This is a genomic window from Nostoc sp., assembly GCF_036916975.1.
Classification (GTDB): Bacteria; Cyanobacteriota; Cyanobacteriia; order Cyanobacteriales; family Nostocaceae; genus Nostoc.
The window spans coordinates 34,896-54,320 of record NZ_JBALFF010000046.1 but is presented as its reverse complement, the minus strand read 5'-3'; the positions used below and the strand labels follow the sequence as shown (position 1 = coordinate 54,320).

The window sequence follows — 19,425 nt, the reverse complement described above, 5'->3', positions numbered from 1 at the left end:
GTGAGGTTTTATATTTAATTTGACCCACTTACTTATCTCCCTGACACTTATTAAGAAATCTGAAATATTTTCCTTTTTCAAGGAAAATTTGCTAGTTTATTTAAGTAGAAATAAATAAAACATAGACAAAAAATGGAAATTAGCGCTCGGAATTCTCTCAAAGGGACTATAAAAAAGGTTGTGGCTGGTACAGTTAATAGTGAGGTAACTATAGAAGTTGCACCAGGAGTAGAGTTAGTGTCAATAATCACAAAATCATCAGCAGAAAAGCTGGGACTTGTAGAAGGTAAGCAGGCTTATGCCGTAATTAAATCATCAGATGTGATAGTTGCTGTTGATTAAAAAATAGGCAAGTTAACTCTTCTTCCAAGCGGTATCTTTAAGACCAAATTGCATTCATCTCTATAAATTAAGTGACCTCACTCCTGGAATTAATTCGGAAAGGAGTGAGGTCAATGTAATTTGTAATTCGTAATAGAGCCTCCGGCACGCTGCGCGGTTTTCATGCCCAAAAGGCTGTACGTAATTCGTAATTCGTAGTTGGTTTGTACCGTCTGAGTTAAGAATTAATTTAATAGTTATTTGGTCAAGAATAAATTGTATAGCTGTTAAATAAAAATTCAATTATCAATGACGCGGACATAACGTGAGTACTTGCTATATCTAGTGTTAAAGATGTATTTACTATTTTAATAATTTATTAGGGAAACTTTTGTTCTAAAGTGATAGTAGTTCCTGGTGTTACCCCTATTAATAAGTAGGTAGACGTAATTAAACATAAGAAAAAACCTCACCCTCAATCCCTCTCCAAAGTATCGGAGAGGGAAGCTGGAGACAGGGTGAGGTTTTATATTTAATATTGTTTCATCTGGAATTGTAGAGAAAATAACGATTCCTCGCTCTCCCGTTCTTAATAATTATAATGAATAGGCAGTCACACGAAAGGGGGAAAACATTTGAATTATAAATTAGGAATTGTGAAAGGAAGAAGGAAGTATATTTTCATCCTTCATCCTTCATCTTTTATTTGGTCGCCAAAGATAGCAACCTAAGTAATCCTTTAGACGAGATACGCTTCTTGATGAGTCTTAATTGTGCAATTAGAACGAGGATAAGTTACACAAAGTAGAGCGTATCCTTTAGAAACCTGATCGTCATCTAAAAAGTTTTGATCATCTTGATTAACTTCACCTTCGACAACCTTGCCAACACAGCTAGAGCAAGAACCTGCGTGACAAGAAAAGGGCAACTCAATACCATTTTCTTCTGCTGCTTCCAAGATGGTAGTCTCTTCGTCAACTTCAATTGTGGTGTCGATGTCTTCTTTTTTGTTGATTAATCTAACTTGGTAGGAAGCCATTTTCCGATTCTCCTCAAACGTTATACAGTTGGTCTAATTTCCGAATTTTTTGAGCAACCTATCCTACTTTTTGCTTCCCTTCTTCTTACAGAGATGGTAAGTTTAATCAGCTTCTCTATAGGGGTAAGGGATGCAACACAAACTAGAAGCTACCTCAAGAGCATTGAGACTCTGCGGAGTGCTTCTAAAACTAACGGAATGATGTTAGCTGCAAGGTACACCAGTAGGCGTACCGTCGTCTGTTTTGAAGGATTTTCCACAACCGCAAGTATCAGTTGCATTAGGGTTGATGAATTTAAAACCGCTTTCCATCACTCCTTCAACAAAGTCAACGATAACTCCGTCTAATAAGGGCGCACTTTTGGCATCAACGTAAACTAGCACTTTGCCTTGTTGGCTTACCAAATCATCTGGTTGGGGCTTACTGGTGATATCGATCGCATATTCATAGCCACTACAACCACCATCTTTTACCGAGATGCGGACACCTTTAGTTGTTGCGCCATCAGCATCGGGTGCGGAACCTTTGAGGAATGCCCGCAGATGAAATTCTGCTTTTTCTGATAAAATAACGGCCATGAAGTCTCCTGATTTGTAGCGATTAGTTGTTCTGATTTCAGGTGGGGTTGTCCAAAGTCGAATTTGTCAGTTGTCCTTTGTTATTCACTAATGACCAATGACCAATGACTAATGACGAAAATTAACTATTTTGTGCAATACCCGTAGGTTCCATCGAATTGGATGGCGCGTGTCTCCAAGGCGCACTATTGCCGCATACTGGACAAGAGCGATCGCGGTGAGAACGGCGTTTAGCAAATTCCATCCGATTCAAGTCGATTGTCAGCAATTGCGACAATAGAGGCTGACTAAACCCGGTGATCAGCTTGATAGCTTCCAACGCCGTTAGACAAGCTAGTGTCCCAGAGACAGCGCCGATAACTGAAAAGCCGCGCTGATCCCAATCAGGCTTTTCTGGAAACAGACAAGACAAACAAGGAGTCACACCAGGAATAATCGTCGTTAGATAAGCCTCCATCCCATTCATTGCGGCTTCCACCATTGGCTTACGCGATCGCACACAGGCTTCATTTAACAAATTGCGCTCTGTAAAATTGTGGGCGCAATCAAGAGCCATATCGGCGGATTGCACTAACGAGTCTACATTTTCCGGGGTGATGTAATCATGAACAGCTTCCACTTGGACATCAGGATTAATCGCATCCAGAGTTTCTTTAGCTTTGAATACCCTTGGCTTACCTACCCAATCATCAGTCATAAGAACCTGACGATTCATATCATCTAGCCGCAAGTCACCACCGCGGACTAGAATTAGCCGCCCAACGCCGGCTACTGCTAAGTAAAGCGCCGCCGTACCGCCTAATCCCCCCACACCTGTCACCAGAACCGTCGCTGACTTCAAGCGTTTCTGTGCTGTTTCGCCAAAATTCGGAAGCATCATTTGGCGACGATAGCGTTCTAATTCGGTAGGCGTTAGGTTAACCAATTTATACCTCCTAATCAGAAGTGATTTCTGTCAGTGTGACTACATTTTTCGGCTTGTCGTTAAACACTTTGAACAGCTTTTGTTCGTGTGGTGTTGATTCGATAAATACCTGATAAGCTTTTTGCAAAGCCAAAGAATATTGATTTAGTCTCTCTTCTTGACTCAAGTCAGGAGAATTATCATCAATTTCCTGAATAAATTGAGAGAATTTTTTCAGAATATGTAGACGATTTACATTCACAACTTCTAAGTCGTAGGACATGTTAAAGAATTGAAAAAATTCTTCTGCATCTACGAGCTTCTTGAATTCATCAATAGTTCCAGTCATTTAGCCTTCTCCAATTGTTTCAGATGTTGCTTAAGTTCATCTAACTGGCGATAGATTTCATAAGTTGCAGCTGCAACATCCATAAGTTGTGTGTAATCTGTTGGTAAACCTTCAGCTAAATCATGCAGATCCATTTTCATTTGACCTGCTTTGCTGTTGAGCCGTCTGATTTGTCCTTGTAGTTCCTCAATTGTCATTTGTCATTTGTCCTTGGTCTTTTGTCCTTTGTCATTAGCCATTTGTCTTTTACCAATGACCAATGACCAATGACTAATGACTAATTAAATTTTGCCAACTTCAGGAAAGCGTTTCGCCAAATCAAGACCTTTTTGGACGTAGTTTTCTCCCTCTTCTGCTAATTTATCCAGCGAGTCAAAACCAAAGCGATGAGCATCTCGCAAGGTTTTCACAGCTAGCAAAAGACGACCAGAAAAAACTAATGCCCAGCCAAATCCTTCATGACTCAAATCAACTACAACCTGGGATATTAAACCTGTTTCTTGTTCAATCCCAGCCGCTACAGCTCGAAAAAATGCCATAATTCGGGCTTGAGTTACCGGATCAACTTCGCCCTCAACGGAGATTTCCCGTTTCTTTTGTTTGGTGACAATAAAGGGTTTGAGAATCAACTCATCCGACCAAGTACGATAAACTCCATAACTGTCTTGACCACGGATTTGTTTGATTAATACCTTCAAAAAAGGTGAGTTCAAGACTTCAGTTGTCGCGGTTCCGTTAACACTATTATTTGCGGTCATACTGTTGCTTCGTCTTCAATTTCATCAGCAAAGTTTGTAACTTTTGGCTGTAAAGCTTTACGCAACCAAGGTGGAGGATTACCTTTGAGGGTTTTGACTAGCTTGTTTAGCACTTCACTAATTTCTTCTTCTTCCGATCGCGCCTTCACTGGGGTGACACCTTTCTTAATTAACCGAGCGGCGGCGCTACCACCAATTGCTGTTACATAAACAATCGTACAGTCGCCGATCGCCTCAAGTTTTGGGTTGATTTTATCTTCATTCCCATCTTCTTTGAGTTCGCCTTCAAAATTGAGGGTTTCTACGAAGTGATATCCCTCATCGGAAATTTCGTAAACATCAATCATCTTTGCCCATCCGAAGTGGGCGTTAATATGAACTCGGTCACTCGTCGTGAAGGCAATTTTCATTGTAATTCTCCTCTCTAAAGTTCTGAATTTTGAAGCAATACGGTTCAGTTAGTAATACTCCGAAGATCCCCCCAACCCCCCAATTTATCGGGGGGCTAAATTCTCTTGTTTTTAAGGAGGGTTAGGGAGGATCGACTCTTAACTGAACTGGTTTGAATTTCAAGTGTGAATTCAAAACTCAGCGCTGACAATTCCGAACTCTTGGAACTGTTTAACTCTCGCTTCTTCTGCCTCTAAAAACAGATTTCCAATGCCAAATAAAAGCTCCATCGTGCCTCGGTAGCCAACTTTGGTAAATTGACCATTACCTAAACGGTCATAAATGGGCAATCCGAGACGATAAAGAGGAATTGAGAGTCGTTTAGCGATCGCACCGACATTCGAGTTACCAATCAGCAAATCAGAGCCAGCGCATAAGCTCTCAAAGTCTTCTAAATCGCCGATGGTGATGCTTTTTACCGGGAGTTTTTCCAAAAGGTGCGATCGCGTGGTTGTCACCACAGCATGAATCTGCGCTCCCATCGATTGCAAGAAATGCACCGTTGACCACAACAAATCAGGCTCTAGCGCTAAGGAAACTCGTTTTGCGCCGAAGTAGAAGTGAGTGTCCAACATCGCATCTTGCAACTGACGACGTTGGCGGCGGTATTTTTCGGGTACACTGTTACCGCTCAGAATCGCTAATGCTTGGATAAATTCATCTACCGGTTCTAATCCAGTCAGTTCGCCAAACACTTCGTAAGGTGTACCAAAGCGTTCTTCCAGAATCTTGGCAGCCCCCCGCATACTTTCACCCAATGCCAGGGTAAAAGCAGAACTACCTACTTCTCGTAGCTGTTTTAAGGTAGTCCCACTGACTGTAACTGCACTATAAGCATCCTCTAAATGACCATCTAGAGAAGCGCCAAGGTCAGGTACAAAGATCGGCACTAGTCCAAAGGATGTGACTATCTCTTTGATTTCCTGTACATCCCCAGGTGTGAAGGCAGAACCCGCCAAAATCGTGACTTGTTCAGTTCTGATTCCACCCGCGCGAGGAATTTCTTTAACTATGCTTTCGACAGCAACAGCAAAGCCATCTTGCAGCGCACCTTTAAAATCTGGGGTAGGGGCAAAAACGATCGCTAAATCATTTAATTCAGGATGGCGATCGCGGATTTCCTTAAGAAAACCTTCAATGTCATCGCCTCTAGTTTCCGTTAACCCAGTACTACATAAACCAATAATTTCTGGGTTAGCCTTTTCCACCAGAGTCAGAATTGCTTGCTCCACATTCTCTTCACCACCCAAAATAGTGGTAACTTCCGTCATTGCCGTCGTAGCAAGGGGAATCGCTTCCCGGAAATGCCGCACTAGGACAACTTTGGCGAAAGCAGTACAACCTTGAGAACCGTGGAATAAGGGCATCGTCCCTTTCAATCCCAAAAAGGCTAAGGTTGCACCCAAAGCTTGACTTTGCTTGAGGGGATTAACCGTCAGTGCTTTGTTAGAAACGGTAACGATCGCCATTAAACTACCTCCTCATTTGGAAGCTCTTTACTCTGCGTTCTCTGCGCCTCTGCGGTTGAAAAATGATTTTTTTGAACCACAGAGTACGCAGAGGACACAGAGAGAAGAAGATGAGAATTTGATGTTGTTGCCATTAAACTACTTCCTCTTCTTCCCAAGGAGCGGGCTTGCGTATTTGTTCCCAAATCGGGCTATAGAGAGCTTCGTACAGTTCCCGCGCCATTTCAATCATTCCCACATAACCTGCATAAGGATGGTGGCGTTCTTGGTTGATATCAAGGAAAGGAATTCGAGCTTTCAAAGCTGTATATTGGTTACGTCCACCAGCAATCAGCATATCTGCGCGGGTGTCTTTAACCAGTTGTAGCAATTCTTGAGCGTTGCCTTTCTCCAGCATGATGCCATCGTTGCCAATCAACTTTTTAATTTTGGCTTTATCTTCCTCAGTACTTTTCCGAGTACTGGTAGCAACAACTTCAATACCCAAGTCTCTAGCAGCCGAAATAATCGACCAACTCTTAACACCACCAGTATACAAGACAACCCGCTTACCTTTGAGTCGAGCGCGATAAGGAGCCAGTGCCAAATCTAAAGCAGCCGTTTCTTCGGCAATTAGCTTTTCTGTCCGCTCCTGTAAATCAGCGTCGCCTAATTTAGCAGCGATGTTTCGCAGACAGCGATTCATATCATCGATGCCGTAGAAAGACTCTTCAATGTAAGGGATGTTGTAACGTTCCTCCATCTTTCTCGCCATGTTTACCAAGGCTCGTGAGCAGATCATGACGTTGAGCTTGGCGCGGTGGGCGTAGCGAATTTCATTGTAGCGAGCATCGCCCGTAATTTTAGACAAAATACGGATGCCTAACTTTTCTAACAGTGGTGTTACTCCCCACATTTCCCCGGCGATGTTGTATTCACCGATTAAGTTAATATCATAGGGCGTTGTATGTTCCGGTTCTGCTGTGCCGACAACATATTCTAATAAAGCTTCACCACCAAAACGGTTGCCGAGATTTTTACTGCCGATGAATCCTGGTGCAATGACGGGAACAACAGGAATACCAATTTTATCAGCCGCCGCTTTGCAGACAGCATCCATATCATCGCCAATTAGGGCTGTAACGCAAGTGGCGTAGACGAATATTGCTGCTGGTTGGTAGCGCTCTTTGAGTTCTAGAATCGCTTTGTAAAGCTTCTTTTCGCCACCAAAGATGACATCATTTTCACCCAAGTCAGTGGTAAAGCCCATTTTGTAGAGTTGCGGGCCAGACGACAAACTACCACGACTGCCCCAGGAATTACCAGCACAGGCTATCGGCCCGTGGACTAAATGAGCAGCATCTGCGATCGGCACTAGAGCAATCATTGCACCATCAAAGGCGCAGCCCCCTTGAGCCGCGCCAGGTTGTGCCTGTTGGGCGCAAGACTTGTTTTTCTTTTCTGTTTGTTTGTGCTGATTATGCTCGCATCCTGTCTCAGTCAGCAGTTCGTTGATTTTGCCTTGGGTGGTTTTCATCTCTCTTCTCTTAATTGTTAATTGTCCTTTGTCATTTGTCATTTGAATAACTAACAACTAATGACCAATGACCAATGACCAATGACCAATGACTAATGACTAATGACTAACAAATATATTTCGTGACATCCTCTCCACATACATCAGCGAGGTAAGATAGAGCGCGGAAACGCAATCCCACAAATTCGTCATATAAAGGATTGAGTTTACACAGTGGTGGAATATCAATAGACCGCCCAAATAATTTAAATTGCCGTTCAAAGGGACAACAGCAAGGAATTGTTTGACAAATTAGATGAGCAATGCGATTATTTTTAACCTCAATTCCATCCACTACACGGCGCAACGGATTAAGAAGATTGTTGAACCACCCTTGTTTTTTCTGGTTAGGTGGATGGTAATTAGGATGAGGATGAGTGTGAGTATGTTCGTGAGTCTGATTGATGGTTTCCATCTATATATACCTTGGGTAAATGCTATCAAGAAAAAAGGGGAAATAATTCATAATTACGAATTACGAATTACGAATTACGAATTATTTCCGCCCTTAATTAACACGTTGTGTTTCTACGCAATTTCTAACGAATCAAGTCGTAAGAAATATCTGTCTTAGAAGGAATGTTGGTGTTGCGATCGATTTCTTCAAACAGGGTGTTTACAGTCCAGTTGAGGAGGTTGATCACACCTTGGTAACCAATGGTGGCGTAGCGGTGTAAGTGGTGGCGATCCATGATGGGGTAGCCGATTCTCACGAGGGGAATCTTGGTGTCGCGCCACAGGTACTTACCGTATGTGTTACCAACCAGGAAGTCTACTGGTTCGGTGAACAACAGCGATCGCATGTGCCACAAGTCCTTACCACCCCAAACAGTTGCATTCTTACCAAAGGGGCTAGAAGCAAGCAGTTCTTTCATTTCTGCTTCAAATACTTCGTTGCTGTTGTTAACCAAGATATGCACAGGTTCAGCACCCATTTCTAGCATAAAGCTAACAACGCTGTATACTAAATCTGGTTCGCCGTAGATAGCGAAGCGCTTGCCGTGAATCCATGAGTGGGAGTCAGTCATGGCATCAACTGCTTGACCGCGTTCAATTTCCAATTGTTCGGGAATGGGTATACCACTCAGTTCGCTGAGTTTCATCAATAACTCATCAGTACCCTTAATACCCCAAGGACGGCAAACTGAGGTTGGTTGCTTCCACTCTTTTTCGATGTACTCGCGGGTTTTGAGGGTAGAGTGTGCTTGCAGAGCGATCGTAGCTTTCGCATTGATTGAATCTTCTGCATCTTCTAGCTTTGTACCACCTGGGTACATATTGAACTCACCTGTGTTGGGTGAATCCAGATAGTCGCTGTTGTCGGCTAGAATTGTGTAGTCAAAGCCGAACAGGGAAGCAATCCGCTTGATTTCCCGGTTGTTGCCTACGTAGGTGTCAAAACCTGGGATGAAGTTGATCTTACCATTGCTGGTTTCTTTCTTATGACCTGCGGTCAAGTTAGAAAGAATTCCCTTCATCATGTTGTCGTAACCAGTGATGTGGGAACCGACAAAGCTAGGAGTGTGAGCGTAGGGTACTGGGAAATCTTGAGGAACTGAACCAGCTTCCTTGGCGTTGTTGATGAAAGACTGCAAGTCATCACCAATTACTTCTGCCATACAGGTGGTGCAGACAGCGATCATCTTAGGCTTGTAGAGTTGGTAAGAGTTCGCCAAGCCGTCAATCATGTTTTGCAGACCACCAAACACGGCTGCATCTTCAGTCATTGAAGAAGATACACCAGAGAATGGCTCTTTGTAGTGACGGGTTAAGTGGGTGCGGAAGTAAGCAACGCAACCTTGAGAACCTTGAACGAAAGGTAGAGTACCTTCAAAACCAACAGCAGCAAAGATTGCTCCTAGTGGTTGACAGCCTTTAGCAGGGTTAACGGTTAATGCTTCACGAGCGAAGTTCTTTTCCCGATAATCCCAACCCTTTGTCCACTCTGAAACCCGTTTTACTTCTTCGGCATCGTGACCATTTTCAAACTGCTTTTTGTTTTCAAATAGCTGTTGATACTCTGGTTGGTGGAATAACTCGACGTGATCTTGAATTTTTTCTGGATTCTGAGGCATTTGTGGATCTCCAAGGTTACTGAATTCTTTAGTAATTGAGGTGGGAGTGGGGGATAGGGAGTGGGAATATGATTCAAAATTCAAAATGCAAAAATCAAAATGAATTTTTAATCTTTCAATTTTGAATTTTGTATTCTCAACTCCCCCCTGGGGTTTTAGCCCCAGGTTATCCTTACTTATCTCACTCTCCCATTTCCCTAAACGGCAGCCTTAGCCTTAGCTTCAGCCTTCTTAGCGTTAGCTTTTTCATTCCAAGGAGCGCCAATTAATCCCCAGGTTGGGCTGTTGAGTGCCAAGTCCATGTCGCGTGCGAAGATGGCGAAGCCGTCATAACCGTGATAAGGACCGGAGTAATCCTTTTTGTGGTTTAATTTTTTTCAACAGCCTAATGTTTGCAGTAAACAGTGTCAGCAATAAGCATTGTTCCCTGATAACACATTTATTTTTAGGCTAAATATAGGCTAAAAACAGCGATGCATAACCACGTTCAGGACTCAAGCATCATCTAAATGTTGTCCTGAGCCAGGGCGATTAGAAATCGCGGCTACACAAACTCTCGTCCGCCTACGCGGACTAGGTAAAAATTTAGAGTTTGTGGGCGTAGCAGTACCATAGGTTAACCTGCGTCGGTGGAGTTTTGCTTGTGTAGCTATGCGAATTCTATTCAGCCAATGTTTGTGTTCATCTCTGCAATCACACCAACAAAGATCGCATGATGAGAACGAAAGGACTACTAGAATTAGAGAAGGTTAATCTGCGTTTGAAGTCTGCAAAGGCAAAGGTGACAATTAGAGAATCAAATGGAAGTCTGCAATTACGGGCAACGTTACCAATTAAGCCGGGAGACAAGGATAGTAACGGAACAGGGAGAAAGCAATACAATCTCAGTTTGAATATTCCCGCTAATTTAGATGGACTCAAGACGGCTGAGGAAGAAGCTTATGAATTAGGAAAGTTAATTGCTCGTAAAAGTTTTGAATGGAATGATAAATATTTAGGAAATGAAGCAATTAGAAAAGAATTTAAAACTATAGGAGAATTACTCGAAGAATTTGAAACTGAGTATTTTAAAACTCATAAACGCACAACTAAAAGCGAGCATACTTTTTTTTATTATTTTTCCAGAACCAAGCGATTTACGAATCCTAAAGATTTAGCGATCGCCCCAAATTTGATCAGTTCAATTGAACAAATTGATAAGGAATGGGCTAAGTATAATGCAGCTAGGGCGATCGCTGCATTTTGCTTAACATTCAATATCGAAATTGACTTATCTAAATATTCTAAAATGCCTGAGAGTAATTCCCGAAATATACCGACAGATGCGGAAATATCTGAGGGAATTATCAAGTTTGAACATTACCAACATAATAGAGGTAATCAAGTTAATCAAAATGTTCAAGATAGCTGGCAACTTTGGCGCTGGACTTATGGGATGTTAGCAGTTTTTGGTTTACGTCCACGGGAACTTTTTATTAATCCTGATATTGCTTGGTGGTTGAGTCCAGAAAATCTAGATTTTACATGGAAAGTTGATAAAGATTGTAAGACTGGGGAGAGACAAGCATTACCATTATATCAGCAATGGGTTGAAGATTTTGATTTGAGAAATCCGAAATATTTAGAGATGTTGAGGGGTGCGATCGCTAAAAAAGATAACACAAATCATGCTGAGATAACGGCATTAACCCAGCGAGTTAGTTGGTGGTTTCGTAAGATAGGATTGGATTTTAAACCGTATGATTTGCGTCATGCTTGGGCAATTCGGGCGCATATTTTGGGGATACCAATCAAAGCGGCTGCGGATAATTTGGGACATAGTGTGCAGGTTCATACCCAAACTTATCAGCGTTGGTTTTCGCTCGATATGCGGAAGCTGGCGATTAATCAAGCTTTGAGTAAGAGGAATGAAGTTGAATTGATTAGGGAGGAGAATGCTAAATTGAGGATGGAGAATGAGAAGTTGAGATTAGAGATTGAGAAGTTGAGAATGGAAATGGTTTATAAACAAAGTTAAACTTACTGATAACTTATACCAAATTTAAATAATTTGCTATGATTTATGGGTGAAAAATCATCCAAATAAACCCATTAGAATATTTATGTCTGCTACTGACATTGGAACACTGATTGTTAAATCACCTGAAACTTTAGGGGGTCGTCCCCGCATTGCTGGTACTAGAGTTTCTGTTCAACGCATCACAGCTTGGTACAAGCTTGGGCTGAATGCAGAAGAAATTGCTGAACGGATGGGAAATGTAAATCTCGTACAAGTTTATGCTGCTCTAACTTATTATCATGCTAATCGAGAAGAAATTGAGGCATATATTTCTGCTGAAAAAGCAGATTATAAGCGATTAGCAACAGAAATGGGGCAAGCAATATGAGTCCAATTCGATTATTTATTGATGAAGACTCAATGGATCAGCGATTTATCAAAGCATTGAGAGCAAGGGGAGTAGATGTTAAAAGTGTTGGTGAGGTTGAAACGATTAGTTCTAGCGATAAGGAACAACTGACTTTAGCAACTGAACTGCAAAGAGTTTTATACACATTCAATGTTGGTGATTTTTGCCAGTTGCACAGCATATACATACAAGATAAACGTAGTCATACAGGGATTATAATTTCATCGCAAGATTACTCGATCGGTGAACAAATGCGAAGAGTACTCAAGCTGATGGCAGCTAAATCAGCCGAAGAGATGATAAATCAATTGGTATTTCTCAGTGCTTATCCTGGAGAAATATAAATATAGTAGAGTGATCGCTAGTGTAGAAATTATCGCAGCAATTACCAGGCGATCGCGCAATGGAAATGCTTTATAAGCGTAGTTAAATATGCTCATAAAATCGATGTGTTGGGTTGCGCTTTGCGACAACGGTAGTTGATCGACGAAAATCTTCTATAGTGCCAAAATATAAACGTTATATAGAAAGATTATGCATAATGTAATAATATAGTCAACCCCTTCATTATGGACGCACCTGCTATCTATCTCAAATCGGATTTTATCCACTCAACCGATGCTTTATTTCAGCACATCAAAGAGTCTGTTTCTTGGGATGAGCGTATGAAATCTCGCAAGACTGCTAGTTTCGGTGTTTCCTATAATTATTCTCAAATTTCGTATAAACAAACTTCCATGCCTAGCCAGATACAGCAAGTTTGCACGGAAATACATGGAGTTCTTGGTTTTTTTCCAAATAATTGCTTGCTAAATTATTACCCGAATGGCAACTCTTCTATGGGTTTTCACTCTGACTCTAGTGAAGAGCTTGCCGAAGGAACGGGTGTGGCAATTGTTTCATTAGGGTCTGTGCGCTCAATCGTATACCGTCATAAGCACAAGAAGTCTATAAAGTTCAGCTACCCATTGCCTAATGGCTCACTTCTTTATATGTCGAATGAAATTCAAGAGCAGTGGCTTCACGCAATTCTGAAAGCGCCGGAAGTTGGGGAACGGATTAGTCTTACGTTTAGGTTAATAGTCAAATGAAGGTTAACAATTCCGCGATGCAACATCATATCAGCAAGGGATCGCACTTTTGATCGCATCCCTCCCATAAGGTGCGTTACTGCAAAGCGCAATGCAGCACGATCTCAAATTTACAAAGCTGATACCGCAGCCTGATAAAATTTGTGGAAAGATAGAAATGTTGATTCATCTCCAGCATGACAATTATGAACGCCGTAGAGCTATTTTCTACCCTGCGAAATTTAACTCGTGCAGACAAACTGAAAGTGATGCAGTTTCTAGTTTCAGAATTATCTAGGGATGACGAACCATCATTAGAGCAAGGAGCAACTTACCCTATTTGGTCGCCACTTAATTCCCACGCAGCTGCACATCAACTGGCTCAACTACTAGAGTCAGACGAGTAAATGCACAATGGTTAATCCTCAAAGATTTTCCTTTATAGAGGGATACGATACATTTGGTGTTCCTGATGCGCTGCCAAAGCTACCATTAATATTAACCTATCGTAACTCATCAGTAGATGTTTCAGGCTTGTTAGATACTGGAGCAAGCGTTAGCGTTCTGCCATATAGTATTGGTATCCAACTAGGCGCAATTTGGGAAGAACAGACGGTTTCTGTAACGTTGGCTGGTAATTTGGCTCCCGTTGAAGCAAGAGGTTTGCTTGTATCTGCTCAGATTGGATCATTTGAGCCTGTTCGCTTAGTTTTTGCGTGGAGTTTGTCTAATGATGTACCTTTGTTGCTAGGACGTATGAACTTCTTTTTGGAGTTTGATGTGTGTTTCTATGGTTCACAACTGGTATTTGATGTGTGTCCACAGTCGTAATGCGAGGGAGCATCCCGTCAGGTGCAAAAACTTTGTGTTTGCCCTCATCCCCTAACCCCGAATCCCATGTTTGGGAGAAGGGGAATTAGAATTATGTCTCCCCTCTCCCTTCATATGGGAGAGGGGCTGGGGGTGAGGGAAAAGATTTAAGCTTGCATTGGGATGCTCCCTAATGCGATCGCATCCCTCCTGTAGGGTGCGTTGTCGAAAAAAGCCAGAGCTATTTTACTCAAAAACAACGCCGCGATAAATTTCCGTCATTGGCAATTGAATACTAACTGAATCCAACGGAATTGATGGCTCTAAGCCGCTAAATTCACTAAGCAACCAACCTTGAGCTTGTTTACTGTAGCGTTCAACAAAAGGCTCATCCTGCTCGACTAATAAATATTCGCTAAAACTCGCAATTGATCGATACATCCGAAATTTATTGAGTCGATCGTAATCTGCGGTGGAAGGAGATAGAACTTCAACAATCAGCGTGGGATTTAAGACTTCATCTAAACGTTCAGCATTTAGTTGGAGTTCGCCGTCAAAAATCATCACATCTGGCTGGATATACCCCGCATCTATGTTCGGGAATCCACAGCCTTAAATCGCTCTTAATTGGCTCGAATTGAGTATCGCGCAGCACAGTACTAAAATAGGTCAGAATGTTCCCACTGATGCGGCTGTGTTTGAGCGTTCCTCCAGGGATAGGTACAATTTCTCCATCTCGATATTCGCTGCGTCCTTCGGCTTTTTCTGCGATCGCGCGATATTCATCCAAGGTGTAGCGGCGCGAGATGGTAGAAATCATAGGTCGTAAGCGATCGCATTAGCTAACAGAGTTTGCTGTAGGGTAAACCTATTATATAGAAAACCTGTTTGCGATCGCTACTCGCAAACAGACTTCACTTTTTCTATACCTCTAATTAAGCTTGCTCCCAAAGCTCACGTACATAATCAGGGAGCGTGCCAGAAATTTCCTGAATCCGCTCTTGGGAAAGTTCGTCTTTGGTGGCAGAAAATACCGCTTTAACTGCCTGTTCTGCCTCGACTGTTCCTGGAACTCCTCCTTCATTCGCAACCCGCGTCAGAAATAGCTTAGAATCAATTCCAATAGGAGCCGGGCCTGTTAAAGGTTGACGGATTCGACTTAAAAATCTTACCAGGGGATTGGTGTCTTTCCAGAGTTCAGCCACTTCAAATTGGAGTGCTTTTTCATCTGTAGGTATAGCCTCTGTGTGCAGTTCTGCCTCAACGCGATCGATTGTGTCCGTAGTCATTAAGTCGCGCATGACGCGAAACACAACTTCGGTAAAGTCTCTTGCATCATACAAATCTGCAAATCCGCTTCGAACCATGACTTTTTCAAGAAATGAGTGATGTTCATCAGCGATCGCAGTTCGAGTATCTTCAATTTCCGTTGGGTCAACTTCTGGAATGTTTGTTCTAAAACTTTGATCGGGCATTGTTTTTCTTCTGGTTATTAATTTTGAGTGTTTATGCTTACTTTATCTAAGGTCGCACAAATCAAAAACCCTTGGAATCTTCCAGAAGTTTGAGATAGTATCTATTCAAAAGTTAGAACTTTATCTGATCTGCTCATAGGTGTAAAGTCATGGTTGAGGGTAAGTGATTTACCTTTATTGAGCAGAGCAATACAACTGATGTTTCCGTTCGTCTGTGTCGAAAACCAGTCAGAATAAATGAGTTGGTATAAAATCAGCCGAAACAAAGATGCTAGAAACAACAAACATCGAAATTAACACGAACTATGTCAAAGTACCCAACGATGACTTAGAAATCGACGCTTACTTAGCTCAACCAGCACAAAACGAAACCTTTGGCGCGGTTATAGTTTTTCCCGAAATTTTTGGAATCAATCGTAATATTCGAGATATTACTGAATTAATCGCCAAACAAGGATACGTAGCAATAGCCCCGGCGATGTATCAACGTCTTGCTCCCGGTTTTGAGGCTGACTTTAGCCCAGAATATGCTGGCTATAGTCCAGAAGCCTATCAGCTTGGCTTGCAATACTATCAACAAGTTAAGTATGACGAGATATTAAGCGATATTCAAGCTGCCATTACCTACGTCAAAACTTTACCCAATGTCAAGGATAATGCAATTGGTGTCATTGGTTTCTGTTTTGGCGGTCATGTTGCTTACATAGCTGCAACTTTACCCGATATCAAAGCAACAGCTTCGTTCTACGGTGGTGGGATTACTACTTCTAGTTATGGTGAAGAGACTCCAACCATTAATCATACTTCAAAAATTAAAGGTACTATCTATGCATTTTTTGGCACAAGAGATACATTAGTTTCCCAGGAAGAAAACGAGAAAATTGAGACAGAATTAAAAAAATATCAAATAAATCATCGTATATTCCGATACGATGCAGGGCATGGATTCTTTGCCGGATTTTTCAAAGATAAGTACCCATTCATTACCGAGAATCCAAGTTACAACTCAGAAGCTGCTCCCGATGCTTGGCAACATGTTCTAGAACTGTTTGAAAACAACTTGTGATATAAGTAAGTGGGCGCAAATAATCATCACTGGCTCGTAAGCTAAAACACATCTAATTTGCATATCAAAATTTTATCAATATCTTGTGGGGTGGGCAACATGAGCGCCCTGATTTAGTATTAAGTTAAACCACTCTATGAGCTTTTAGCTGGAGAGGAATTTTAATGATAAACTCGGTTCCTTCTCCAGCAGTTGAGAAGCACTCAAGTTTGCCGCCATGTTTTTCTGTGATAATTTGGTAGCTGATAGACATACCCATTCCAGTTCCTTTGCCAATGGGTTTGGTAGTGAAAAAAGGATCGAATATTCGTTGCTGAAATTCTTTAGAAATACCGACTCCGTTATCAGCGATCGCCACTTCTAACCACGTTGAATTAACTACCGATGTGCGAATCCTAATTCGGCTGGGATTGTTCTTAATCTCTTGATAAGTATGCAAGGCATTGTTTTCTTCTAACGCATCAATTGCATTCACTAAAATATTCATAAACACCTGGTTGAGTTGTCCGGCACAGCATTCTACTAGAGGTACATTGCCATAGTCTTTGATTACCTCAATTTCAGGTTGTTCTGGTTTAGCTTTGAGGCGGTGTTGCAAAATCATCAAGGTACTGTCGATGCCCTCATGAATATCGACGCTTTTAAATTCCGCTTCGTCCATGCGGGAGAAGTTCCGCAGCGATAGTACAATTTGGCGAATGCGATCGGTGCCTACTTTCATAGAAGACAACATTTTCGGCAAGTCTCCTTGCAAAAACTCCAGATCCATGTTTTCAATGGCGGTTTGAATTTTAGGAGCAGCATTAGAATTATACTGCTGATACAACTGCACAAGTGCTAATAAATCTTGAGTATATTCTTGCACATGGGTAAGGTTGCCATGAATAAAGTTGACTGGATTATTAATTTCGTGTGCAACTCCAGCAACTAGTTGTCCGAGACTAGACATTTTTTCACTTTGAATAACTTGAGATTGAGTGCGCTGCAATTCTTTTAATGCATTTTTGAGTTCAGTGGTGCGTTCTTCTACCCGATCTTCTAGTTCTTCCTTGCTTTTCTCTAGGGCAGTAAACGATTCGTGCAGTTGCGCTGCCATGTGGTTGAAAGAGTTGGACAGGGTATTAAGTTCTTGAATGCGGCTAGTTTCTACTGTCTGAGCTAAATTGCCAGATGCCATTGCCTCACTTGCCCAATTCAGGCGCAGAATTGGGCGTATAATCCAATGAGAGGTGAACACGCCCATCGCTGAGGCAACAACTAATGCGCCAAAACACAGCGCGATCGTAGTGTGCGTGTTGGCACCCATTTGCGCCATGAATACGTTTTCTGGCACAGTTACTACTACTAGCCAATCCAAGCCATACTTGTCACGCCAAGGTACAACATCGACAAAATGGTGTTTTCCTTGCACCTCAAGCTTAAAATCTATATGATGAGTGATGGACTTAAACCCGTTGAAGGTTTGGAGGTGTCTAGCGATGTTTTGGATCATTGGGTTGGGGCTGTCGATCGCTAGCAATCTTTGCACTTTTTGATTAACGAGGGTAAAAGGCTTCTCTGTAGCGGAACTAGCGACTAACATACCATCCCGTTCTAAAAGGAATACTTGCCCAGACTGACTAACATCTAAACTGCGTAAAAAATCGCCCAGTTTCAGCAAATGAATATCGCAGGCAATCATTCCTAGTAAGCGATTTTGCGAATCATAGATCGGACGACTGGCAGAGGCGGCAATGTAAGGGCCAGTGGGATAATTTCCAGTTACAATCTTTGACCAAATAGGTTTACCTGCGGCGATGGGTTGAGTATACCAAGGTTCTTTAGAATTTTCCCAAGTCCAGCGATCATTGACCTGAGTCCGATTGCCTTGATCGTCGGTAGCGTAGGTGTAGACATTGTTTGGAGGCTTGGCAGTCCAATCATCAATAGTGATCGTTTTGCCATCATAACGAGCCGCTCCTAGCCCCTCACCCGTCGTTAATCCGATACCAATATAAGTAAAGTCATACACCCGGATTTGATCCCAGAAATACTTGCCAAGGGTTTGGCGATCGCGCACATTCAATATTCCCCTGCGGATAGCATCTGCATTGATCTGATTAAGGGTTGGCGGAATGGAAAGATGAGACTTCAAATGTTCATCCACTACCTCGCTAGTACGATCCATCAACTTCTCTGCCAAGTCGTTAACTACTCTTTCCCCATTTTTAAAGGACAAATAACCCACTAAACTAACCGCTCCAAAAATTTGGATAAGGAAAGGAACAACAAGAACAATCTGTAATGGGAACGCTTTACCTTTGGAAGGATAGTGAATTTTCATTGGAAACTAGAAGTTGATGCTAATTTGATTTCCTTCTATAGTTCCCAAGATGCCCACACATCCTTACCTTTGTTTAATTTTTTTTGTCAAGCTGTAGGGTGGCTTGTGCTGCGCCACTACTAATGGATAAATACTTTGATAAAACAGCGATGTCTACGACGGGCTGTTCGGTGTCGCAATTATTTGGCTTGGACAAAATTTTGAGTGCTAGCATACATGTTATGTCGCTACCATTTTATTTCCATTCTTGCCCTCCACGCTCCCAACAAATGATACTTGCTCAGTACGGGGAGTTGACGGTTCGCCTCGTAGCCCCTTACGACGCTGATTCTTAGGAACTCCTCCCGCCATACCGTATTCCACACTGCTTTTGCCATATCGAGTCCCAACTGCCATCAGCATGTGTTCTGTCATATCTCCCAACTCGTTTTCTGTTTCCAGCATTTCACGATACAATTTATCCAAGCTGGAAAGAGCACTGTTGTAAGCATTTTCTTTAGATCGCATCGTCTCAATCAGAGTTGAGAAGGCAGATAAGGTAAGTCCATTGCCTAAATCTAACCTTGGATCAATTGAGTTTATGCTAGCCGCACGACGCACTGCTTTTTCTAACACTACGGAAGTTCTTTTTCTTCGAGCCACGATCTACACCTGGGAATCCAGTACGGTTAATATTCTTTACCTTAAATTATTTCCGTATAGATCAGCCTGAGAGAATTCTGGCAAATCTGCAATAGTTTTTGATACACAGGGATTATTACAGCAGATTGCGCG

The 19,425-nt window shown here is 42.1% G+C and carries 22 protein-coding genes and 3 pseudogenes; 8 read left to right on the top strand and 17 right to left on the bottom strand.

The annotated features are described in order from the left end of the window. Window positions 1-132: 132 nt before the first annotated feature. On the top strand, window positions 133-342 hold the full coding sequence (locus V7K73_RS10560; RefSeq protein ID WP_334879655.1) for a TOBE domain-containing protein: 210 nt from the start codon (window positions 133-135) through the stop codon (window positions 340-342). 718 nt (window positions 343-1,060) lie between these two features. Here the strand turns inward: V7K73_RS10560 and V7K73_RS10555 are convergent. The 12 genes and pseudogenes from V7K73_RS10555 to V7K73_RS29820 form a co-directional block, all read right to left on the bottom strand. Next, window positions 1,061-1,360, bottom strand: a complete 300-nt coding sequence (locus V7K73_RS10555) for a 2Fe-2S iron-sulfur cluster-binding protein (protein ID WP_069069799.1) — start codon at window positions 1,358-1,360, stop codon at window positions 1,061-1,063. Between the two features lie 204 nt (window positions 1,361-1,564). Further along, window positions 1,565-1,939 (bottom strand): HesB/IscA family protein, encoded by a 375-nt coding sequence (locus tag V7K73_RS10550; protein ID WP_334879653.1) that lies wholly within the window; start codon window positions 1,937-1,939, stop codon window positions 1,565-1,567. 121 nt (window positions 1,940-2,060) lie between these two features. Then, complete coding sequence (locus V7K73_RS10545; RefSeq protein ID WP_334879651.1) at window positions 2,061-2,864, bottom strand: HesA/MoeB/ThiF family protein; 804 nt, start codon at window positions 2,862-2,864, stop codon at window positions 2,061-2,063. A 10-nt stretch (window positions 2,865-2,874) separates the two neighbouring features. Continuing rightward, entirely contained in the window at window positions 2,875-3,192 is a 318-nt protein-coding gene (gene nifW / locus V7K73_RS10540; RefSeq protein ID WP_334879649.1) for a nitrogenase-stabilizing/protective protein NifW, read from the bottom strand. After that, on the bottom strand, window positions 3,189-3,389 hold the full coding sequence (locus tag V7K73_RS10535; RefSeq protein WP_334879648.1) for a CCE_0567 family metalloprotein: 201 nt from the start codon (window positions 3,387-3,389) through the stop codon (window positions 3,189-3,191). The genes nifW and V7K73_RS10535 overlap by 4 nt, the downstream gene beginning before the upstream one ends. Before the next feature lie 84 nt (window positions 3,390-3,473). Next, complete coding sequence (locus V7K73_RS10530) at window positions 3,474-3,950, bottom strand: NifX-associated nitrogen fixation protein (RefSeq protein WP_334879646.1); 477 nt, start codon at window positions 3,948-3,950, stop codon at window positions 3,474-3,476. Then, window positions 3,947-4,360, bottom strand: a complete 414-nt coding sequence (gene nifX / locus V7K73_RS10525; protein ID WP_334879644.1) for a nitrogen fixation protein NifX — start codon at window positions 4,358-4,360, stop codon at window positions 3,947-3,949. The genes V7K73_RS10530 and nifX overlap by 4 nt, the downstream gene beginning before the upstream one ends. 171 nt (window positions 4,361-4,531) lie before the next feature. After that, entirely contained in the window at window positions 4,532-5,869 is a 1,338-nt protein-coding gene (gene nifN, locus V7K73_RS10520; RefSeq protein WP_334879642.1) for a nitrogenase iron-molybdenum cofactor biosynthesis protein NifN, read from the bottom strand. 133 nt (window positions 5,870-6,002) lie between these two features. Beyond that, window positions 6,003-7,385 (bottom strand): nitrogenase iron-molybdenum cofactor biosynthesis protein NifE, encoded by a 1,383-nt coding sequence (gene nifE, locus V7K73_RS10515; RefSeq protein ID WP_334879641.1) that lies wholly within the window; start codon window positions 7,383-7,385, stop codon window positions 6,003-6,005. A 106-nt stretch (window positions 7,386-7,491) separates the two neighbouring features. Further along, the gene (locus tag V7K73_RS10510; protein ID WP_334879639.1) at window positions 7,492-7,839 is read right to left on the bottom strand and encodes a Mo-dependent nitrogenase C-terminal domain-containing protein; all 348 of its coding nucleotides are present in this window, start codon (window positions 7,837-7,839) and stop codon (window positions 7,492-7,494) included. A 124-nt stretch (window positions 7,840-7,963) separates the two neighbouring features. Beyond that, window positions 7,964-9,499 (bottom strand): nitrogenase molybdenum-iron protein subunit beta, encoded by a 1,536-nt coding sequence (gene nifK, locus V7K73_RS10505; RefSeq protein ID WP_334879637.1) that lies wholly within the window; start codon window positions 9,497-9,499, stop codon window positions 7,964-7,966. A gap of 197 nt (window positions 9,500-9,696) precedes the next feature. Beyond that, window positions 9,697-9,864: pseudogene (locus V7K73_RS29820) on the bottom strand (nitrogenase molybdenum-iron protein alpha chain); the annotation flags it as partial. A gap of 310 nt (window positions 9,865-10,174) precedes the next feature. Here V7K73_RS29820 and V7K73_RS10495 point away from each other — a divergent pair. The 6 genes and pseudogenes from V7K73_RS10495 to V7K73_RS10470 form a co-directional block, all read left to right on the top strand. Then, window positions 10,175-11,516 (top strand): annotated as a pseudogene (locus tag V7K73_RS10495) (site-specific integrase); the annotation flags it as partial. Between the two features lie 85 nt (window positions 11,517-11,601). Then, window positions 11,602-11,886 (top strand): DUF433 domain-containing protein, encoded by a 285-nt coding sequence (locus V7K73_RS10490; RefSeq protein ID WP_251959873.1) that lies wholly within the window; start codon window positions 11,602-11,604, stop codon window positions 11,884-11,886. Continuing rightward, the gene (locus tag V7K73_RS10485) at window positions 11,883-12,251 is read left to right on the top strand and encodes a DUF5615 family PIN-like protein (RefSeq protein WP_334879634.1); all 369 of its coding nucleotides are present in this window, start codon (window positions 11,883-11,885) and stop codon (window positions 12,249-12,251) included. The genes V7K73_RS10490 and V7K73_RS10485 overlap by 4 nt, the downstream gene beginning before the upstream one ends. A 225-nt stretch (window positions 12,252-12,476) precedes the next feature. Next, window positions 12,477-12,998, top strand: a complete 522-nt coding sequence (locus V7K73_RS10480) for an alpha-ketoglutarate-dependent dioxygenase AlkB (protein ID WP_334879632.1) — start codon at window positions 12,477-12,479, stop codon at window positions 12,996-12,998. A gap of 176 nt (window positions 12,999-13,174) precedes the next feature. Next, complete coding sequence (locus tag V7K73_RS10475) at window positions 13,175-13,384, top strand: hypothetical protein (RefSeq protein ID WP_442936753.1); 210 nt, start codon at window positions 13,175-13,177, stop codon at window positions 13,382-13,384. 7 nt (window positions 13,385-13,391) lie between these two features. Beyond that, on the top strand, window positions 13,392-13,808 hold the full coding sequence (locus V7K73_RS10470) for an aspartyl protease family protein (RefSeq protein WP_334879630.1): 417 nt from the start codon (window positions 13,392-13,394) through the stop codon (window positions 13,806-13,808). A 225-nt stretch (window positions 13,809-14,033) separates the two neighbouring features. Here the strand turns inward: V7K73_RS10470 and V7K73_RS10465 are convergent. Both V7K73_RS10465 and V7K73_RS10460 read right to left on the bottom strand, forming a co-directional pair. Beyond that, window positions 14,034-14,607 (bottom strand): annotated as a pseudogene (locus V7K73_RS10465) (Uma2 family endonuclease). Window positions 14,608-14,722: 115 nt separating this feature from the next. Further along, window positions 14,723-15,262, bottom strand: coding sequence for a DUF2267 domain-containing protein (locus V7K73_RS10460; RefSeq protein ID WP_334879628.1), 540 nt, complete (start codon window positions 15,260-15,262; stop codon window positions 14,723-14,725). Between the two features lie 268 nt (window positions 15,263-15,530). Between V7K73_RS10460 and V7K73_RS10455 the strand changes: the two genes are divergently transcribed. After that, window positions 15,531-16,328: a dienelactone hydrolase family protein gene (locus tag V7K73_RS10455; protein WP_334879626.1), complete on the top strand. Its 798-nt coding sequence runs from the start codon at window positions 15,531-15,533 to the stop codon at window positions 16,326-16,328. A gap of 124 nt (window positions 16,329-16,452) precedes the next feature. Here V7K73_RS10455 and V7K73_RS10450 read toward each other — a convergent pair whose 3' ends face one another. From V7K73_RS10450 to V7K73_RS10440, 3 genes are all read right to left on the bottom strand, one after another. Continuing rightward, window positions 16,453-18,651: a sensor histidine kinase gene (locus V7K73_RS10450; RefSeq protein WP_334879624.1), complete on the bottom strand. Its 2,199-nt coding sequence runs from the start codon at window positions 18,649-18,651 to the stop codon at window positions 16,453-16,455. Window positions 18,652-18,724: 73 nt separating this feature from the next. Continuing rightward, window positions 18,725-18,865: a hypothetical protein gene (locus tag V7K73_RS10445; protein WP_334879622.1), complete on the bottom strand. Its 141-nt coding sequence runs from the start codon at window positions 18,863-18,865 to the stop codon at window positions 18,725-18,727. A 5-nt stretch (window positions 18,866-18,870) separates the two neighbouring features. Further along, window positions 18,871-19,293 (bottom strand): hypothetical protein, encoded by a 423-nt coding sequence (locus V7K73_RS10440; protein WP_334879620.1) that lies wholly within the window; start codon window positions 19,291-19,293, stop codon window positions 18,871-18,873. Window positions 19,294-19,425: the final 132 nt, after the last annotated feature.

What these genes read in the sequence shown, in the direction of transcription:
- V7K73_RS10560 (WP_334879655.1), top strand. Translation starts at nt 133, where the DNA reads ATGGAAATTAGCGCTCGGAATTCTCTCAAAGGGACTATAAAAAAGGTT.
- V7K73_RS10555 (WP_069069799.1), bottom strand. Translation starts at nt 1,360, where the DNA reads ATGGCTTCCTACCAAGTTAGATTAATCAACAAAAAAGAAGACATCGAC.
- V7K73_RS10550 (WP_334879653.1), bottom strand. Translation starts at nt 1,939, where the DNA reads ATGGCCGTTATTTTATCAGAAAAAGCAGAATTTCATCTGCGGGCATTC.
- nifW (WP_334879649.1), bottom strand. Translation starts at nt 3,192, where the DNA reads ATGACTGGAACTATTGATGAATTCAAGAAGCTCGTAGATGCAGAAGAA.
- V7K73_RS10535 (WP_334879648.1), bottom strand. Translation starts at nt 3,389, where the DNA reads ATGACAATTGAGGAACTACAAGGACAAATCAGACGGCTCAACAGCAAA.
- V7K73_RS10530 (WP_334879646.1), bottom strand. Translation starts at nt 3,950, where the DNA reads ATGACCGCAAATAATAGTGTTAACGGAACCGCGACAACTGAAGTCTTG.
- nifX (WP_334879644.1), bottom strand. Translation starts at nt 4,360, where the DNA reads ATGAAAATTGCCTTCACGACGAGTGACCGAGTTCATATTAACGCCCAC.
- nifN (WP_334879642.1), bottom strand. Translation starts at nt 5,869, where the DNA reads ATGGCGATCGTTACCGTTTCTAACAAAGCACTGACGGTTAATCCCCTC.
- nifE (WP_334879641.1), bottom strand. Translation starts at nt 7,385, where the DNA reads ATGAAAACCACCCAAGGCAAAATCAACGAACTGCTGACTGAGACAGGA.
- V7K73_RS10510 (WP_334879639.1), bottom strand. Translation starts at nt 7,839, where the DNA reads ATGGAAACCATCAATCAGACTCACGAACATACTCACACTCATCCTCAT.
- nifK (WP_334879637.1), bottom strand. Translation starts at nt 9,499, where the DNA reads ATGCCTCAGAATCCAGAAAAAATTCAAGATCACGTCGAGTTATTCCAC.
- V7K73_RS10490 (WP_251959873.1), top strand. Translation starts at nt 11,602, where the DNA reads ATGTCTGCTACTGACATTGGAACACTGATTGTTAAATCACCTGAAACT.
- V7K73_RS10485 (WP_334879634.1), top strand. Translation starts at nt 11,883, where the DNA reads ATGAGTCCAATTCGATTATTTATTGATGAAGACTCAATGGATCAGCGA.
- V7K73_RS10480 (WP_334879632.1), top strand. Translation starts at nt 12,477, where the DNA reads ATGGACGCACCTGCTATCTATCTCAAATCGGATTTTATCCACTCAACC.
- V7K73_RS10475 (WP_442936753.1), top strand. Translation starts at nt 13,175, where the DNA reads ATGACAATTATGAACGCCGTAGAGCTATTTTCTACCCTGCGAAATTTA.
- V7K73_RS10470 (WP_334879630.1), top strand. Translation starts at nt 13,392, where the DNA reads ATGGTTAATCCTCAAAGATTTTCCTTTATAGAGGGATACGATACATTT.
- V7K73_RS10460 (WP_334879628.1), bottom strand. Translation starts at nt 15,262, where the DNA reads ATGCCCGATCAAAGTTTTAGAACAAACATTCCAGAAGTTGACCCAACG.
- V7K73_RS10455 (WP_334879626.1), top strand. Translation starts at nt 15,531, where the DNA reads ATGCTAGAAACAACAAACATCGAAATTAACACGAACTATGTCAAAGTA.
- V7K73_RS10450 (WP_334879624.1), bottom strand. Translation starts at nt 18,651, where the DNA reads ATGAAAATTCACTATCCTTCCAAAGGTAAAGCGTTCCCATTACAGATT.
- V7K73_RS10445 (WP_334879622.1), bottom strand. Translation starts at nt 18,865, where the DNA reads ATGCTAGCACTCAAAATTTTGTCCAAGCCAAATAATTGCGACACCGAA.